The following is a 16976-nucleotide window of genomic DNA, read 5'->3' as shown; positions in this document are numbered from 1 at the left end:
GGTCAGGTCGGGGGTGGGGTCAGAAGCGGGCCGGCTCGCGGTAGACGCCCCACTCGGCGCGCAGGGCGTCGCAGATCTCGCCGAGGGTGGCCTCGGCGCGCACCGCGTCGAGCATGGCCGGGATCATGTTCTCGCCGGTACGGCTGACCTCGACCATCCGGGCCACCGCCGCCGTGACGGCGGCCTCGTCGCGGGCGGCCTTGCGCTCGGCCAGCACCCGGCGCTGCTCCAGCTCCACCTCGTGCGAGATCCGCAGGATCTCCAGGTTCTTGGCCACCGTACGGGTGTGGCAGTTGACCCCGACGATCTTCTTGTCGCCCTTCTCCAGCGCCTGCTGGTAGACGAAGGCCGACTCGGCGATGTGGCCGGTGAACCAGCCGTCCTCGATGCCACGCAGGATGCCGGAGGTCATCGGGCCTATCCGGTGCGGCCCCTCGCCGCCGAGCTGGCGGATCCGGGCGAAGATCTCCTCCGCCTCGGCCTCGATCTTGTCGGTGAGCGCCTCGACGTACCAGGAGCCGCCGAGCGGGTCGGCCACGTTGGTCACCCCGGTCTCCTCCATCAGCACCTGCTGGGTACGCAGGGCGATCTCCGCGGACTCGTCGGTGGGCAGCGCGAGGGTCTCGTCCAGGGCGTTGGTGTGCAGCGAGTTCGTGCCGCCGAGCACCGCGGCGAGCGCCTCCACCGCGGTGCGTACCACGTTGTTGACCGGCTGCTGGGCGGTCAGCGACACCCCGGCGGTCTGGGTGTGGAACCGCAGCCACAGGGCCTTCTCGCTGGTGGCGCCGTACACGTCGCGCAGCCAGCGGGCCCAGATCCGGCGGGCGGCGCGGAACTTGGCGATCTCCTCGAAGAAGTCCAGGTGGGAGTCGAAGAAGAAGCTCAGGCCCGGGGCGAAGACGTTCACGTCCAGGCCGCGCGACAACCCCAGTTCGACGTACCCGAAGCCGTCGGCCAGGGTGTACGCCAACTCCTGCGCGGCGGTCGCGCCGGCCTCGCGGATGTGGTAGCCGGACACGGACAGCGGCTTGTACCGGGGGATCTGGCCGGCGCAGTACTCCATCAGGTCGCCGATCAGGCGCAGGTGCGGCTCGGGGTCGAACAGCCACTCCTTCTGTGCGATGTACTCCTTGAAGATGTCGGTCTGCAGCGTGCCGTCCAGCGTGGACACATCGACGCCCTGCCGCTCGGCGGCGACCAGGTACATGCAGAAGACCGGCACGGCCGGGCCGGAGATGGTCATCGAGGTGGTGACGCCGCCCAGGTCGATGCCGTCGAAGAGCACCTCCATGTCGGCGGCGCTGTCCACCGCGACGCCGCAGTGCCCGACCTCGCCGAGCGACTGCGGGTCGTCGGAGTCGCGACCCATCAGGGTGGGCATGTCGAAGGCGACGGAGAGACCGCCGCCGCCGGCACCGAGGATCATCTTGTAGCGCTCGTTGGTCTGCCGGGCGTTGCCGAAGCCGGCGAACTGCCGGATGGTCCAGGTCCGCCCCCGGTAGCCGGTGGGGTGCAGGCCCCGGGTGTACGGGTACTCGCCCGGCCAGCCGATCCGCTCGAAGCCGGGGTACGCCATCCCCTCCGGAGGGCCGTACACCGGGTCGACGGTCATCCCGGACAGGGTGGTGAAGTCCGCGTCCCGCTTGCGCGCGGCGTCGTAGCGGGCCTGCCAGCGGGCCCGTCCGGCGGCGATCTCGTCGGCGTCCATCCGCGGCGCTCCTTCTCGAGTCCTCGACTGAGGACCCGAGTGTAGAACGCTGCCCTGAACGATCGCTAAGGAAGTTTGTACCCGCCGGTAACCGACTCAGGCCGGGGGCGCCTCCATCGCCACGTCGTCCACCCGGATGTTGATCTCGTCGACCCGCAGCCCGTACGCCTCGACCGCCGCCGATACCGCCGCCCGCACCGCGTCGGTCACCTGCGGCACCGAGTGCCCCGCGGAGATCACCAACACCAGGTTGACCACGGCCGCGCCGTTGGTGACGTGCGCCGAGCAGCCCCGCCGCGCGTCACCGACCTGGTCCAGACCGACCTTGTCGAGCACCGCGTTGAAGAACCGGGCCACGTCCCCGCCGAGTTCCACCACTCCGGGCACCGACCGGGCGGCGGCCACCGCGATCTTCTCCACCACCTCGTCGGAGACGTGCGTCGTCCCGCCCGCCACCGCGTCCGGCGTCACCTGCAGTTCCTGCGTCGCCTCGTCGCTCATGCTCTCCCCCACCGCGTCACCCGCCCCACGGGCGTGAGGCGGTGCGAGCGTACTAGCGGTCGATGTACCGCTCGACATACTCCCCTGTCGGTTCGATCGGCGTGATGACGTCCACCAACACCCCGTTGGGGTCCGCCACAATGAAGTGCCGCTGCCCGAAGTCCTCACTCCTCAGGTCCAGCTCGGCCCGCAACCCACCCTCGACGACGAGCCGCCGCCACTCGGCATCCACGTCGGACACCTCGATGTTGAGCAGCAACCCGTCCACCGGCTTGCGGTACCCGTCCGGGATCGTCGGATGGGTGTGATCCAGGAGCCCGAGCTCGTACGGCACCGGCCCCGGGTGACGCAGGCTCACATACCAGTCCGCCTCGAAGGTGGTCTCGAAGCCGAACCAGTCGGCGTAGAAAGCGTGTGACTCCTTCAGCCGGGTCGTGCAGATCACCGGGTAGAAGCTGGTCAACAGCATGATCGCTCCATTCACATACCGATGGCATGCGAGCTACGCTATTGGCGTACCATCGGTATGTCAATACGGTGCGGCGGGGCCGCAGGCGACGGGCAGGGGCACATGCGTAGAGCGGAGCAGCGGGAGCAGACCCGGCACGCGCTGGTGCGCGAGAGCCGACGACTCTTCGCGACGCACGGGTACGGGGCGGTCGGCCTCGCCCAGATCGTCGCCGCCACCGGCGTGACGAAAGGCGCGCTGTACCACCACTTCGCCGGCAAGGCCGACATCTTCCGGGCGGTCCTGGAGCTGGTCCAGCAGGAGGTCGCCGCGCAGGTCGTCGCGGCCGCCGAGGCACAGCACGACTCGTGGACGCGCCTGACGGCCGGCTGTCGGGCGTTTCTCACCGCGAGCACCGACCCGCAGGTTCAGCGGATCATGCTGGTCGACGGGCCGGCGGTGCTGGGCTGGGCCGACTGGCGCGCTCTTGACGAGGCGGCCTCGGCGCACCACCTCACCGAGGCGCTCGCCGACCTGATCGCGGACGGGACGATCGCGGCGCAGCCGGTCACGCCGCTGGCCCACCTGCTCTCCGGCGCGATGAACGAGGCCGCGCTCTGGCTCGCCACGACGACCGGTCCGCACGCGCTGGAGCAGACCTGCGCCGCACTCACCCGCCTGCTGGAAGGGCTCCGCATCCGCTGACCACCGCGGATCGCAAGGCGGACGTCGGGCGCGATCCGCAGGCCGACAGCGTGGCCGGGGACCCCCACCTCGTCGGCCTGCTCAGCCCAGCGGTGTCCACACCGGCGCGGCGCTCACCGGGGTGGACTCATCCGGTGCCGAGTTGGGACAGCAGCTCGCCCGCCGCCGCGTAGGGGTCGACGGCTCCCTCGGCCACCTTGGCGGCGAGCGTCGGCAGCTGCGTGCCGTCGCGCAGTGAGCCGATCCGGTCGCGGAGCACGCCGAGCGCGATCGCCTCGATCTCGGCGGCGGCCCGCGCCTCGCGGCGGCGGCGCAGCTCGCCGTGGCGCTCCAGCCAGTCGCGGTGCTTGTCGATGGCGGCGGCGATGTCGTCGATGCCCTCGCCACGCGCGGCGATCGCCCGCACCACCTGCGGCCGCCACTCGCCCGGCCCGCGCTCACCGAGGGCGATCATGCCCTGGATGTCGCGGACGGTGGCGTCGGCGCCGTCCCGGTCTGCCTTGTTGACCACGAAGACGTCGGCGATCTCCAGGATCCCCGCCTTGACCGCCTGGATCGCGTCACCCATACCGGGGGCGAGCAGCACCAGCGTGGTGTCGGCGAGGGAGGCCACCTCCACCTCGGCCTGCCCCACACCGACGGTCTCCACCAGCACCACGTCGCAGCCGGCGCCCTCCAGTACCCGCACCGCCTGCGGCGTCGCGGCGGAGAGGCCACCGAGGTGCCCCCGGCTGGACATGGACCGGATGTAGACCCCGGGGTCGGTGGCGTGGTCCTGCATCCGGACCCGGTCGCCGAGGATCGCTCCGCCGGTGAACGGGCTGGACGGGTCGATGGCCAGCACCCCGACCCGGTGCCCGCGGGTGCGCAGCGCCCGGACCAGCTCGTTGGTGGTGGTCGACTTGCCCACTCCGGGAGAGCCGGTCAACCCGACCACCTGGGCCTGCCCGGCGTACGGCGCGAGCGCCGCCGCGACCTGCGGCAGCACCTCGTCACCGGACTCGACCAGGGTGATCAGGCGGGCCACCGCGCGGGGGTCGCCCGCGCGGGCCCGCCGCACCAGCATGGGTACGTCCCGGCTGCGGCGCACCGGTCCGGCCGCCGCCGGGGAGTCGTCGGTCGGTCCGCTCACCGGCTGGTCTCGGCGCCGTTCGGGACGTGGACGATCAGCGCGTCGCCCTGGCCGCCACCGCCGCAGAGCGCCGCCACGCCGGTGCCGCCGCCTCGGCGCCGCAGCTCCAGCGCCAGGGTGAGCACCAGTCGGGCGCCCGACATGCCGATCGGGTGCCCGAGGGCGATCGCGCCACCGTTGACGTTGACCTTGTCCGGGCTGAGACCGAGATCGCGGGTGGACTGGATGCCAACCGCGGCGAACGCCTCGTTGATCTCGACGAGGTCGATGTCCTCGATGCCCAGCCCACCCTTACGCAGGGCGTGCAGGATCGCGTTCGAGGGCTGCGAGTGCAGGGAGTTGTCCGGGCCGGCCACGTTGCCGTGCGCGCCGATCTCGGCCAGCCAGGTCAGGCCCAGCTCCTGGGCCTTGGCCTTGCTCATCACGACCACCGCGGCGGCGCCGTCGGAGATCGGCGAGGAGCTGCCGGCGGTGATGGTGCCGTCGGGGGTGAACGCCGGGCGGAGCCGGCCCAGCGACTCGGCCGTGGTGTCCGGCCGGATGCCCTCGTCCTCGCTGATCACCAGCGGTTCACCCTTGCGCTGCGGAATGAGCACCGGGGTGATCTCGTCGGCGAAGCGGCCGTCCTTCTGGGCGGCGGCGGCCCGCTGGTGGCTGGCGGCGGCGAAGGCGTCCTGCTCCTCGCGGGTGATGCCGTGCCTCGCGCCGTGTCGCTCGGTGGACTCGCCCATCGAGCAGCAGTCCCAGGGGTCGGTGAGCCCGTCGAGGGACATGTGGTCGGAGAGGGTGACGTCGCCGTACTTGTAGCCGGAGCGCTGCCCGAGCAGCAGGTGCGGGGCGTTGGTCATCGACTCCATGCCGCCGGCCACCACGACGTCGAACTCGCCGGCCCGGATCAGCTGGTCGGCCAGGGCGATCGCGTCGAGGCCGGAGAGGCAGACCTTGTTGATGGTCAGCGCCGGGGTGGACATCGGGACGCCGGCCTCGACCGCCGCCTGCCGGGCGGGGATCTGGCCGGCGCCGGCCTGGAGCACCTGGCCCATGATCACGTACTGCACCTGGTCCGGGGCGACGCCGGCGCGCTCCAGCGCGGCCTTGATCGCGATGCCGCCGAGCCTCGTCGCCGGGAGGTCCTTGAGGTTGCCGAGCAGGCGGCCCATCGGGGTCCGCGCGCCGCTGACGATCACCGAAGCCACTGCCTGCCTCCGAGGGGGTGCCGACCTGTACGCCTTAACGATTGTTCGGTCAGACTAGCGCCATGGCTGAGAACTCCCCCGTCGAGCCCGCTGCCGACTATGTCACAGACATCGGCCTACGCCGCATCGACCACGTCGGGGTCGCCGTCGCCGACCTCGACGCCGCGATCGATTTCTACCAGCGGACCTTCGGCATGCGTTGCGTGCACACCGAGACCAACACCGAGCAGGGCGTACGCGAGGCGATGCTGGCCGTCGGGCCGACCACCGAGGGCGGCTGCGTGCAACTGCTCGCCCCGCTGACCCCGGAGTCCACCATCGCCCGGTTCCTGGACCGCAACGGCCCGGGCGTGCAGCAGGTGGCGTACACCGTGGCGGACATCGACGTGGCCTGCGCGGCGCTGCGCGAGCGGGGGATGCGACTGCTCTACGAGACCCCGAGGCGGGGCACCGCCGGCTCCCGGATCAACTTCGTGCACCCGAAGGACGCCGGTGGCGTCCTGGTCGAACTGGTCGAACCGGCCGCCACCGACCACTGACCCGCCCCGGGGACGCGGAACCCGGGTCGCATCCGTTCGCCGCAGGTCGCGGTGTCCCGCCGAACACCGCGACCTGCGGCTTTCTGCACGACGGACGAGCGGGGCGAGCGGGCGGGGCGAGCGCGGACGGGCGGGGCGAAAGGTACGGGCGTGTGCGGTTTCGACGTTCCGCGCACACCTTCGCTCAGCGGCCGATGCAGTTTTTCACAGAGGACTTCCGACCCTAGCTACCGTTCAGTAACGTCCGGCGGCACCGGAGCGCGACCGGACCGGCCGTGCCGATGGCCGACACGGCCCGTCGGTCGCCCCGGCGCCGACGATGGCAGCAGCCCGCGCCCGGCGTGCGGGTGCGGACGAACCGGAGGTCACCGTGCAGGACATCCTCGAAGCGATCATGGCGGCGGAGGGCTCGGCCCGACCGGAACGGGACCTCGCCGGCCTCGCCGACCTGCCCGTACCGGACAGTTACCGGGGCATGGTCGTCCGCGCCGACGAGACCGACATGTTCGACGGGCTGCCCACCCGGGACAAGGACCCGCGCAAGGCACTGCACCTGCAGGAGGTGCCCACCCCACAACTCGGCCCGGGTGAGGCGCTGATCGCGGTGATGGCCAGCGCCATCAACTACAACACGGTCTGGACCAGCATCTTCGAGCCGCTGCCGACGTTCCGGTTCCTCCGGCGCTACGGCCGGCTCTCCGAGCTGACCCGACGGCACGACCTGCCGTACCACGTGGTCGGCTCGGACGCCGCCGGCGTGGTGCTGCGCACCGGACCCGGCGTGACGAAATGGAAGGCCGGCGACGAGGTCGTCGCGCACTGCCTGTCGGTGGAGCTGGAGGACGCCGCCGGTCACGACGACACCATGCTCGACCCGCAGCAGCGGATCTGGGGCTTCGAGACCAACTTCGGCGGCCTCGCCGAGCTGGCCGTGGTCAAGGCCAACCAGCTGATGCCGAAGCCACGCCACCTCAGCTGGGAGGAGGCGGCCAGCCCGGGCCTGGTCAACTCCACCGCCTACCGGCAGCTCGTCAGCCACCACGGGGCGAACATGAAGCAGGGCGACGTGGTGTTGATCTGGGGTGCCTCCGGCGGGCTGGGCAGCTACGCCACCCAGATGGCGCTCAACGGTGGCGCGATCCCGGTCTGCGTCGTCTCCTCCCCCGAGAAGGCCGAGCTGTGCCGGTCCATGGGCGCGGAGCTGGTCATCGACCGGTCCGCCGAGGGATACCGGTTCTGGTCCGACGAGCACACCCAGGACCAGGACGAGTGGCGCCGCTTCGGCGAACGGATCCGGGAGCTGACCGGCGGCGAGGACCCGGACATCGTCTTCGAGCACCCCGGCCGGGAGACCTTCGGCGCCAGCGTCTTCGTGGCCAAGAAGGGCGGCACCATCGTCACCTGCGCCTCCACCAGCGGCTACCAGCACCAGTACGACAACCGCTACCTGTGGATGCACCTCAAGCGGATCGTCGGAAGCCACTTCGCCAACTACCGCGAGGCGTGGGAGGCCAACCGGCTCATCGCACTCGGGAAGATCCACCCGACGGTGTCGAGGACCTACCCGTTGGAGCAGACCGGGCAGGCGGCGTACGAGGTGCACCGCAACGCGCACCAGGGCAAGGTCGGCGTGCGCTGCCTGGCCCCGCGCGACGGGCTCGGCGTGCGGGACCGGGAGACCCGGGCCCGACACGAGAGCGCCATCAACCGGTTCCGCGGCCACTGAGCCGTACGGGTGACGGCGGAGAGCCATTGCGGCGAACCGCGCTTGCGTTTCCACCACCGTCCGCACACCCATTCGAGTGAGAGTGGACAAAGGGCCGTGGGGCTCGTCCCCCGGCCCTTTCCGCTCACCTCGCGTCGCGCGGGGGCCCGGCCCGGGAGCTGCCAAGATCGTCACTTGGGCGCGTCCGCGGGCACGTCCCGGACGATCCGGTAATGAGGACACGAAAGCTCGGCACCGCTCTTGCGAACGCCCCCGGGGAGTCTGCGAGTATGTCCCAATGCCCCAGCAGCAGTCCTCCCCTCTCGCGTTCTTCGATAACGCGAACTCGCAGCCAGATTTCACCGTTGGCCTGCGCGGATACAACACCCACCAGGTCGACGACTTCATCGGCCGGATGACCGCGGCGCTGACCCAGTCGGAGCAGGCCCGGGCCGAGGCCGAGCAGCGGATGAACGACGCCCAGCGCCGCCTGCGCCAGGCCGAGCAGCGGCAGAGCGCGCTCGAGCAGAAGCTCGCCGAGACCAACAAGCAACTCGAGGAGAACAGCCGCCCCACCCTGTCCGGTCTGGGCACCCGGGTCGAGCAGATCCTCCGGTTGGCCGAGGAGCAGGCCAACGATCACCGGGCCGAGGCCAAGCGGGAGTCGGAGGGCATCCTCTCCGCGGCCCGCCTCGAGGCGCGGGAGATCACCGACAAGGCCCGCGCCGAGGCGGCGGCCATGAAGGCCAGCGCCGAGCGGGAGGCCGGCAACGTTCGCACCGCCGCCGAGCGGGAGGCCGCCGAGGTACGCGTGCAGGCCCGCCGCGAGGCCGACACGCTCCGCGCCGACGCCGAGCGGGAAACCAAGCAGCTGCGTACGGTCACCGCGCACGAGGTGGCCGAGCTGAAGTCCACGGTCGAGCGCGAGGTGGCCACCCTGCGCGCCACCGCGGAGCGGGAGATCACCCAGCAGCGGGCCAAGGCCGCCCGGGAAGCCGAGGAGAAGCGGGCCGAGGCGACCAAGCTGCTCACCGACGCCCGCGACAAGCGGGACAAGGACCTCCAGGCGTTGGAGTTGCAGCTCGCCGAGCGCCGCGAGAAGGCCGAGCGCGAGGAGTCGGAGCGGCACGCCGCCCAGGTGGCGCAGACCCAGAAGCTGGTCGGCGAAGCCGAGCAGCGGGCCCGCGCCGCCCAGGAGCGCGCCAAGGAGATCGAGCAGCGGGCCGAGGCCCGCCGGGTCGAGTCCGAGCGCACCGCCAACGAGACCGTCGACAAGGCGAAGGCCCTCGCCGAGAAGACCCTCAACGAGGCCAAGGCCGAGGCCAACCGGTTGCTCACCGAGGCGCGCACCGAGGCGGACCTCACCACGCAGGCGGCCCGCCGGGAGGTCGAGGACCTGACCCGCCAGAAGGACGCGGTCACCTCCCAGCTCGGCCAGATGCTCTCCGGTCTCGCCGGCATCGTCCCGGGTGTCCCGGCGCAGCAGCCGGCCGCCACGCCGGCCAAGACCGAGCCGGCCAAGACCGACGCCGGGCAGCGGGCGAGCGCGGAGACCACCAGCTGATCCACCGCACCGTCGGGGCATGAATGACGCGGCGCGGGGTGACACCGGGTGACCGGTGCCGCCCCGCGCCGTGTCGGTTTTCCGCTCCCCGCACGGACCTGCGGGAACGGCAGTGAAGTAGGTCCCAACCGGGGTGTCCGTATAGCCCCAGCAGGGCCGGAGGCGTGTGAGGATGGGGACATGTCGCACGGCGAGGAACTGTTCGCTCTCGGCGGGGACGTGACCACGGAGCCCAGCTTCGAGTCCGCCCTGCGGGGGTACGAGAAACGACAGGTCGACCGGTACGTCGCTCGGGCGGAACACGAGATCGCGACCCTGACCGCCGAGCGGGAACAGGCGTACACGCAGATCCACAAGCTGGCCGGTCAGGTCGAGCACCTCCAGCGGGATCTGGCCCAGCTGCGCAAGCAGGCCGCCGTGGTCGACCGGGCGTCCTTCAAGCACCTCGGTCCCCGCGTCGAGCAGATCCTCGCCCTCGCCGAGGAGCAGGCCGAGGCCATTCTGGCCGCCGCCAACGAGGAGATCGACGCCCGCCGGGCCGCCGCCCGGCACATCGTCGACGAGGCCCGCGAACAGGCCGCCCAGGCGCTCAAGGACTTCGAGATCGCGCTGGCCGCCCGGCGCGCCGAGGAGGAGCGACACACCGCCGCCCGGCGGGCCGAGGCGGACGCCGCCGTGAAGGCCGCCAAGGAGGACGCCGCCCGGCTGCGGACGACTGCCGAGGAGGAGTCCACCCGGCTGCGGACAGCCGCCGAGGAGGAGTCCACCCGGTTGCGGACGGCCGCGCAGGATGCCCTGGCCACGGCCCAGCGGGAGGCGACCCGACTACGCGACACCGCCAAGGAGATCCACAGCCGGGCCCAGCAGGAGGCCACCAAGCTGCGCACGGCCGCGCAGGAGGCCCTCGCCCGGGCGCAGCAGGAGGCGACCCAGCTCCGCGATGCCGCCAAGGAGGTGCACGCCAAGGCGCAGCAGGAGGCCAAGCGGCTCACCGACTCGGCGGCGGAGGCCGGCCGGGCCACCCACGCCAAGGCGCTCCAGGAGGCCAAGAAGATCGTCGACGACGCCGAGGAGGCCGCGAAGGGCACCCGTGGCCGAGCCCGGCAGGAGGCGCACCGGCTCACCACGGAGGCCGCCGAGGCGGCCAAGCGTAGCCGCGCCGAGACCGAGGCGTACGTGACCCGGATGCGCACCGAGACCGAGGCGTACGTCCAGCAGACCCGGGCCCAGACGCAGCAGGAGCTGGGCGCCTGGCGGGCCGGGGTGGAGCAGGAGGTCAACGCCCGGCGGGAGGCCGCCGATCGGGAGCTGGCCCAGCGCCGCGCCGCCGCCGAGCAGGAGTACGCCAAGCGCCGCGACGAGCTGGAGAGTCGGTACCAGGCCAAGCTGGACGAGCAGGAGCGGCAGCATCAGGCCCGGCAGGACGAGCTGGAGCGGGAGTGGTCGGCCCGGCGCGACGAGATCGAGCGGGGGGCGGTGGAACTGCGCCGGGCGGCCGAGGCCGACGCGCTGACCATGCGCCGCCAGGCCGAGGAGGAGGCCGCCGCGCTGCTCCAGCGGGCCGAGCAGGAGGCCGCCGACAAGCGGCGTAGGGCCGACGAGCACGTGGCCGCCTCCCGCCGGCAGTTCGAGGAGTACGCCGCCACCACCCAGCAGCACCTGGCCACCACCCAGCAGCATCTCGCCGCGACCCAGCAGGAGGCGGCGTCGAGCCGCCAGCAGCTCGCCCAGGTGATGCTGGAGATCGCCCAGGCCCAGCAGCAGCTCGCCGACCTGCGGCAGGAGACCTGGCAGGCGCGGCAGGAGTCCGACGAGGTACAGCGGCAACTCACCGAACTCAAGCTGCGCAAGCTGACCGCCGCCCCGTTGGACGGCGCTGGCGCGGACGGCACCGACGACGCGAAGCCCCGGGCCGGCACGGTCCCGGACGGCGCGAAACTGACGGTCGCCACCGTCTCCGACCAGGCGAAGCCGACAGGCAGGGGTGCCGACAAGGCAGACCCGGAGACCGGCGCGGGTACCGACGGGGCGAGGCCGACGACCACCCCGGCGGCGGACGGGGCGCTCACCGTCAAGCCGGCGGCCAGCGGGGTGAAGCCCAAGGCCGAGCCGGTGACCACGGTGGAAGGTGGCACCGCCAGCGCCGGCGTCGACGGCGAACCGACCGTCGCGGCGGTGCCGGGGACGGGCGGCCGGGAGCCCACCCCGACGAAGATCACCAGCACCGGGGAGAACGGCAAACGACCGACCAAGCCGACCACCGACGAGCGCAGCGCCAAGCCGAGCAAGGTCGTCACCGTCGAGTCGGAGTGACCCGCCCGCCGCCCGTGCCCGTGCGGTGACACCCGGGGTGGCCGGGTCGCTCCACCCACCACTACCCTGCCGGGCAGGGGCCCGGGTACGGGTCCGCAGCGGCAGCCTCCGGCCCTGGCGGCCGGAGCGGGACCCGGGAGGTCCGGTGGAACAGGACGGACCGGCACGTGCCGGTGCCCCGGACGAGCCGACGCGCCGGCCAGCCCCGGACCCGGCCGACGCCGCCGACCGCTGCGGCCCGCGGGGTACCGGCTCGCCGGAGGACCCGGGCGGCACCTTGGCCGACCCGGCGGAGTTCGATGCACCCGGCCCGCTGGCCACCGGCTCGGGCCGCTTCGGCCAACCCGGCCGGCCGTTGCGCCGCAGCAGTTTCCTGGTGGGTTTCACCGGCGCCCTCGGCGTGCTGCTGGCGTACACGGTCTGGCTGGGGGTGCGCAACGCCGGCGGCATCCTCGTACTGGTGGTGATCGCGCTCTTCCTCGCCGTCGGCCTCAACCCGGCGGTGAACCGGCTGCGCTCGTGGGGGCTGCGGCACGGCCTGGCCGTCGCGGTGGTCGTGCTCACCCTGTTGCTGGTGGTCGCCGCCGGCGTGGTGGCGCTCGTGCCACCGGTGGTCACCCAGACCTCGGAGTTCATCAACCAACTGCCCAGCTACGTCGAGGAACTGCGCCGCAACCGCACCGTCAACGACCTGGTGGAGCGGTACGACGTGATGGAACGGGTCCAGGAACTGGCCAACGCCGACACCGTGGGCCGAGCGCTCGGCGGGGTGCTCGGCGGTGCCCAGCTGATCTTCGGCACCCTGTTCCGGGGGCTGACCGTGCTGGTGCTCACCATCTACTTCCTGGCCTACTTCGACCGGCTGCGTGCCCTCGGGTACGCGCTGGTCCCCCGCTCCCGACGGCAGCGGGTACGCCTGATCGGCGACGAGATCCTCACCAAGGTCGGGGCGTACATGGTGGGGGCGCTGAGCATCGCGGTGCTGGCCGGTGCGACGACCTTCGTCTTCGCGCTGATCGTCGGGCTGCCGTACCCGTTCGCGCTGGCGGTGGTGGTGGCGGTGACCGACCTGATCCCGCAGATCGGGGCTACTTTGGGCGCGGTGGTGGTGAGCGTGGTGGCGTTCGCCACCGGGCTGCCCGAGGGGATCGCCACGCTGGTTTTCTTCGTGCTCTACCAGCAGGTGGAGAACTACCTCATCTACCCGAAGATCATGCGCCGGTCGGTGCAGGTCAACGAGGTTGCCGCGCTGCTCGCGGCGCTGCTCGGGGTGGCCCTGATCGGGGTGGTCGGCGCGCTGATCGCCATCCCGACCGTGGCTGCCCTCCAGCTCATCCTGCGTGAGGTGGTGCTGCCCCGGCAGGAACGCCGGTGACGCTCAGCCGCGCTGCGGACCGGGCACCGGGGTGTCGGCGAAGGACGCGACCGTGCGGTCGGCGTACGCGCTGACGTCGCCGGTCTCCATCGGGCCGTCCCAAGTGGTCGGCAGCGGCAGCGGCACCGCCGGGTTGACCCGCCGGACGATCTCGTCCAGCACCGTCTCGGCGTCACCTACCCAGAGATGCTTCGCGCCGGGCACCCCGACCACCTCGGCCTGCGGAACCGTGGCGAACCGCTGCTCGGCCTCGGCGGGGCGCAGGTAGTCGTCGAATTCGGGCACCAGCGCGGTGAGTGGCTTGCCCGACTCGGCCCAGACGGCCAGTTCCTCGGGCGTGGAGAAACGCAGCGGCGGGGAGAGCAGGATCGCTCCGGCCACCGCCGGGTCGCAGCCGTACTTCAGCGCCAGGTCGGTGCCGAACGACCACCCCACCAGCCAGATGTTCGGCAGCTCGTGGAACTCGGCGTACTCGATCGCGGCGTGCACGTCGAAACGCTCGCCGACGGCGGCGTCGAACGCCCCCTCGCTGGTGCCCCGGACGCTGCTGGTGCCCCGGGTGTTGAACCGCAGCACCGCCAGGTCGGCCAGCGCGGGCAGCCGCCAGGCCGCCTTGCGCAGCACGTGGCTGTCCATCATCCCGCCGTGGGTGGGCAGCGGGTGCAGGCAGACCAGGGTGGCCACCGGCGCACGGTCGACCGGCCGGGCCAACTCACCGACCAGCCGTAGGCCGTCGGCGGTGTGCAGCTCGATGTCCTCCCGGCGCCCGGGGAGGATCGACGACGCGCGGATCGGGGTGCTCACCGCTCCAGTCTGGCCCGAAGCCGGCCGTGCCGCTCGCCCGGGCCGAAACCGGGTGACCCAGGTCGCTCAGCCGTACCTCGGAACGCCGCGCCCGCGCAGCAGGTTCGGGCCGCGCCGGTCCCGGGCCCGCCAGCAGCCGCTGTGCCAGTGCCGCCGGTCGGTCAGGTCGCCCGTGCCGTCGGCGGGCCAGGCCACCAGGTGCGCCACCCCCGGGCGGATCTCCTGGTCACAGCCCGGGCAGCGGTACGTCTTGACGGACGCGCCGCCGCTGATGCCGCGTACCTGCCAGTCGCCGTCGCGCCACTGCTGGACCGTGGGCACGCCCTGGCGTACCCGGTCGGTGTCCAGGTGGGCGGCGTCGTCCCGACGGGGACGGTTGCGACGGGGGCTCACGGTTACCCAGCGTACGGTCCGGTCGACGGGACGGCCCGCCGGGCGGGCCCGAGGGGCGTCGGCCGGCGGACTCGGGACGAGGGGTCAGCGGCGGGTGTGGTCGCGGAAGCCGCGGCCGGTCTTGCGGCCCAGGTAGCCGGCGGTCACCAGGTGCTCCAGCAGCGGGGCGGGCGCGAAGCCGGGCTCACGTAGTTCCAGGTACAGCTCGCGCTGGATGGCCAGCGCGACGTCCAGACCGACGACGTCGAGCAGTTCGAACGGACCCATCGGGTAGCCGCAGCCGAGCTTCATCGCGTGGTCGATGTCGTCGGCGGTGGAGTAGTTGGCCTCCAGCATCTTCACCGCGTCGTTCAGGTACGGGAAGAGCAGCGCGTTGACGATGAAGCCGGAGCGGTCACCGCAGACCACGCCGGTCTTGCCGATCGCCGCGCAGACCGCCCTGGCGGTGGCGGTGGTCTCCGGTGAGGTGCGGATGGTCCGCACCACCTCGACCAGCGGCATGATCGGCGCCGGGTTGAAGAAGTGCAGACCCATTACGTCCGCCGGGCGTTGGGTGGCCATCGCCACGTCGATCACCGGCAGCGAGGAGGTGGTGGTGGCGAGCACGACGCCGGGCTTGCAGATCTCGTCGAGACTGGCGAACAGCGCCTTCTTGACGCTCAGCTCCTCGACCACCGCCTCCACCACCAGGTCGACGTCGGCCAGGTGGTCCAGCGACGCCGACCAGGTGATCCGGCCCAGCGCCGCTTCCCGGTCGGCCTCGCTGAGCTTCCCGCGTACCACGCCCTTGTTGAGCGAGGTCTTGACCGCCTCGAAGACCTTCGCGGACTTCTCCGCGCCCCGGGTCACCGAGACGACCTCGTAGCCGGCCTTGGCGAAAACCTCGATGATGCCGGTGGCCATCGTCCCGGAGCCGACGATGCCAACCTTGGTCACGGCCGCCGGTGACGCGTCGGCGGGCGCCGACTCCGTGGTCACCGGCGTCTGCTCGTCGGGTACGACCACCGGGGAGCCCGGCCGCTCGTAGGTGTAGAAGCCTCGGCCGGACTTGCGGCCGAGCAGCCCGGCGGTGACCATCTGCTTGATCAGGGGCACCGGGGCGTGCCGTCGGTCCCGACCGCCGCGCCGGTACATGGTGTCCAGGATCTCGTACGCGGTGTCCAGGCCGATCAGGTCCATCAGCGCGAGCGGCCCCATCGGCAGGCCGCAGCCGAGCTTCATCGCGGCGTCGATGTCCTCGCGGGTGGCGTACCGCGACTCGAACATGCTCACCGCGTGGTTGAGGTAGCCGAACAGCAGCGCGTTGGCGATGAAGCCCGCCCGGTCGCTGATGGTGACGTCGACCTTGCCGAGCCGCGCGCAGAGCGCCTCCACGTCGGCCACCACCTCGGCGGAGGTGACCACCGTCCGCACCACCTCGACCAGCTTCATCACCGGGGCCGGGTTGAAGAAGTGGATGCCGATCACCTGGTGCGGCCGGGCGGTCGCGACCGAGATCTCGGTGACGCTCAGCGAGGAGGTGTTGGTGGCCAGGATCGCCTCGGGCTTGCAGACCCGGTCCAGCTCGGCGAAGATCCGCTGCTTGAGGTCGAGGTGCTCGGGGACCGCCTCGACGACCAGGTCGACCGCGTGCAGGGCGTCCAGACCGACCTGGAAGTTCACCCGCGACAGCAGGGCGTCCCGGTCGGCCTCGGCGAGCTTGCCCTTGGCGACGGCCCGGTCCGTGGAGCCGGTGAGGGTGGCTCGCCCCCGCTCCAGGGCGGCTTCGGAGATCTCCACCGCCATCACGTCGAGGCCGTTACGGGCGAACACCTCCACGATGCCGGCACCCATGGTGCCCAGACCCACCACGCCCACACTGGTGAACTCGCGCGCCACGAACGGCCTCCCCTGGTTCGACGCCGCCTACCATGTTGAACGGCCGCTAAGGTTATGCGCCGGAGTCTGCCACGTGGCAATGCGATGTCGAGACGCCGTGGGATATTTCACGCAGGCTCCGCCGCCGTGGTGCCGGGTCAGCGACAACGCGGCGGACGTCACGGCGTGACGTCCGCGCCGACCGGCGACGATCCGGGACCGGATCCGCCCGGCCAGACGTCGGTGGGACCGTTGGCCAGGTCGTCCGTCAACAGCGGCAGGGTCGGTCGACTGCTGCGGCGTACCGGCCAGCCGCCCATCGCGAACCGCAGCCCGACCGGGTCGGTGGCCGCCAGGCCGGGATCGAACAGGCGCAGTTCGGTACGGCCGAGCCGGATGACGTCACCGTCGGAGAGCAGTTCCGGGCCGGCGATCCGACGGTCGTCGAGCCACGTCCCGTTGGTCGAGCCGAGGTCGACCAGGATCGCCCCGGCGTCGGTCAGCCGCACCTCGGCGTGCCGCCGGCTCAGGTGCGGGTCGGCCAGCGCGATCTCGACGTCAGGGGCACGGCCGATCACCTGTGGTCGTGGACTCAGCCGGAAGCTCGCCCCACGCATCGGGCCACCCATCACCGTCAGCAGCGGCGCCAGTTCCGGGTTCTCCTCCATGGACAGTCAGCTCCCCCACCTGCTCGCCCCGGGCCCAGCCTGCCATCCGGAGCCGGCGACTCCAACCC

Annotated in this window: 15 protein-coding genes; 6 read left to right on the top strand and 9 right to left on the bottom strand. The window is 72.0% G+C overall.

The features are described 5' to 3' along the window. Positions 1-19 precede the first annotated feature (19 nt). The 3 genes from E1166_RS22480 to E1166_RS22470 form a co-directional block, all read right to left on the bottom strand. Positions 20-1708: a methylmalonyl-CoA mutase family protein gene (locus tag E1166_RS22480; RefSeq protein ID WP_132341721.1), complete on the bottom strand. Its 1689-nt coding sequence runs from the start codon at positions 1706-1708 to the stop codon at positions 20-22. A gap of 96 nt (positions 1709-1804) precedes the next feature. Then, the gene (locus E1166_RS22475; RefSeq protein ID WP_132341725.1) at positions 1805-2209 is read right to left on the bottom strand and encodes an Asp23/Gls24 family envelope stress response protein; all 405 of its coding nucleotides are present in this window, start codon (positions 2207-2209) and stop codon (positions 1805-1807) included. Positions 2210-2261: 52 nt separating this feature from the next. Beyond that, positions 2262-2678 carry a VOC family protein gene (locus E1166_RS22470; RefSeq protein ID WP_132341719.1) on the bottom strand — a complete coding sequence of 139 codons (417 nt, stop codon included), beginning with the start codon at positions 2676-2678 and terminating at the stop codon, positions 2262-2264. Between the two features lie 102 nt (positions 2679-2780). On the opposite strand from E1166_RS22470, the gene E1166_RS22465 reads away from it, so the two are divergent. Further along, entirely contained in the window at positions 2781-3362 is a 582-nt protein-coding gene (locus E1166_RS22465; protein ID WP_132270808.1) for a TetR/AcrR family transcriptional regulator, read from the top strand. Positions 3363-3489: 127 nt separating this feature from the next. Here the strand turns inward: E1166_RS22465 and meaB are convergent, their stop codons facing one another. Together meaB and E1166_RS22455 are read right to left on the bottom strand one after the other, a co-directional pair. Beyond that, on the bottom strand, positions 3490-4494 hold the full coding sequence (meaB, locus tag E1166_RS22460) for a methylmalonyl Co-A mutase-associated GTPase MeaB (RefSeq protein WP_132341717.1): 1005 nt from the start codon (positions 4492-4494) through the stop codon (positions 3490-3492). Further along, positions 4491-5690, bottom strand: coding sequence for an acetyl-CoA C-acetyltransferase (locus E1166_RS22455; RefSeq protein WP_132341715.1), 1200 nt, complete (start codon positions 5688-5690; stop codon positions 4491-4493). The genes meaB and E1166_RS22455 overlap by 4 nt, the downstream gene beginning before the upstream one ends. A 62-nt stretch (positions 5691-5752) precedes the next feature. Here E1166_RS22455 and mce point away from each other — a divergent pair, with 62 nt between their 5' ends. The 5 genes from mce (at position 5753) to E1166_RS22430 (ending at position 13186) form a co-directional block, all read left to right on the top strand. Next, positions 5753-6229, top strand: a complete 477-nt coding sequence (gene mce, locus E1166_RS22450; protein WP_132341713.1) for a methylmalonyl-CoA epimerase — start codon at positions 5753-5755, stop codon at positions 6227-6229. A 370-nt stretch (positions 6230-6599) separates the two neighbouring features. Beyond that, positions 6600-7955: a crotonyl-CoA carboxylase/reductase gene (gene ccrA / locus E1166_RS22445; RefSeq protein WP_132265059.1), complete on the top strand. Its 1356-nt coding sequence runs from the start codon at positions 6600-6602 to the stop codon at positions 7953-7955. A gap of 277 nt (positions 7956-8232) precedes the next feature. Then, on the top strand, positions 8233-9498 hold the full coding sequence (locus tag E1166_RS22440) for a DivIVA domain-containing protein (protein WP_132341711.1): 1266 nt from the start codon (positions 8233-8235) through the stop codon (positions 9496-9498). Positions 9499-9678: 180 nt separating this feature from the next. After that, a complete protein-coding gene (locus tag E1166_RS22435) occupies positions 9679-11811 on the top strand; it encodes a hypothetical protein (protein WP_132341709.1) in 2133 nt (710 codons plus the stop codon). 277 nt (positions 11812-12088) lie between these two features. Next, on the top strand, positions 12089-13186 hold the full coding sequence (locus E1166_RS22430; protein ID WP_132341723.1) for an AI-2E family transporter: 1098 nt from the start codon (positions 12089-12091) through the stop codon (positions 13184-13186). A gap of 3 nt (positions 13187-13189) precedes the next feature. Here the strand turns inward: E1166_RS22430 and E1166_RS22425 are convergent, their stop codons facing one another. The 4 genes from E1166_RS22425 to E1166_RS22410 form a co-directional block, all read right to left on the bottom strand. Next, positions 13190-13990: an alpha/beta hydrolase gene (locus E1166_RS22425; RefSeq protein WP_132341707.1), complete on the bottom strand. Its 801-nt coding sequence runs from the start codon at positions 13988-13990 to the stop codon at positions 13190-13192. Positions 13991-14056: 66 nt separating this feature from the next. Next, entirely contained in the window at positions 14057-14383 is a 327-nt protein-coding gene (locus tag E1166_RS22420) for a hypothetical protein (protein ID WP_132341705.1), read from the bottom strand. A gap of 84 nt (positions 14384-14467) precedes the next feature. Next, positions 14468-16261: a 3-hydroxybutyryl-CoA dehydrogenase gene (locus E1166_RS22415; protein WP_132341703.1), complete on the bottom strand. Its 1794-nt coding sequence runs from the start codon at positions 16259-16261 to the stop codon at positions 14468-14470. Positions 16262-16419: 158 nt separating this feature from the next. Beyond that, entirely contained in the window at positions 16420-16908 is a 489-nt protein-coding gene (locus tag E1166_RS22410) for an FHA domain-containing protein (RefSeq protein WP_132341701.1), read from the bottom strand. Between the last annotated feature and the right edge of the window lie 68 nt (positions 16909-16976).

Source organism: Micromonospora sp. KC213 (assembly GCF_004348325.1).
In the GTDB taxonomy this organism is placed as follows: domain Bacteria; phylum Actinomycetota; class Actinomycetes; order Mycobacteriales; family Micromonosporaceae; genus Micromonospora.
This window is presented reverse-complemented; position numbering and strand designations above follow the sequence as displayed.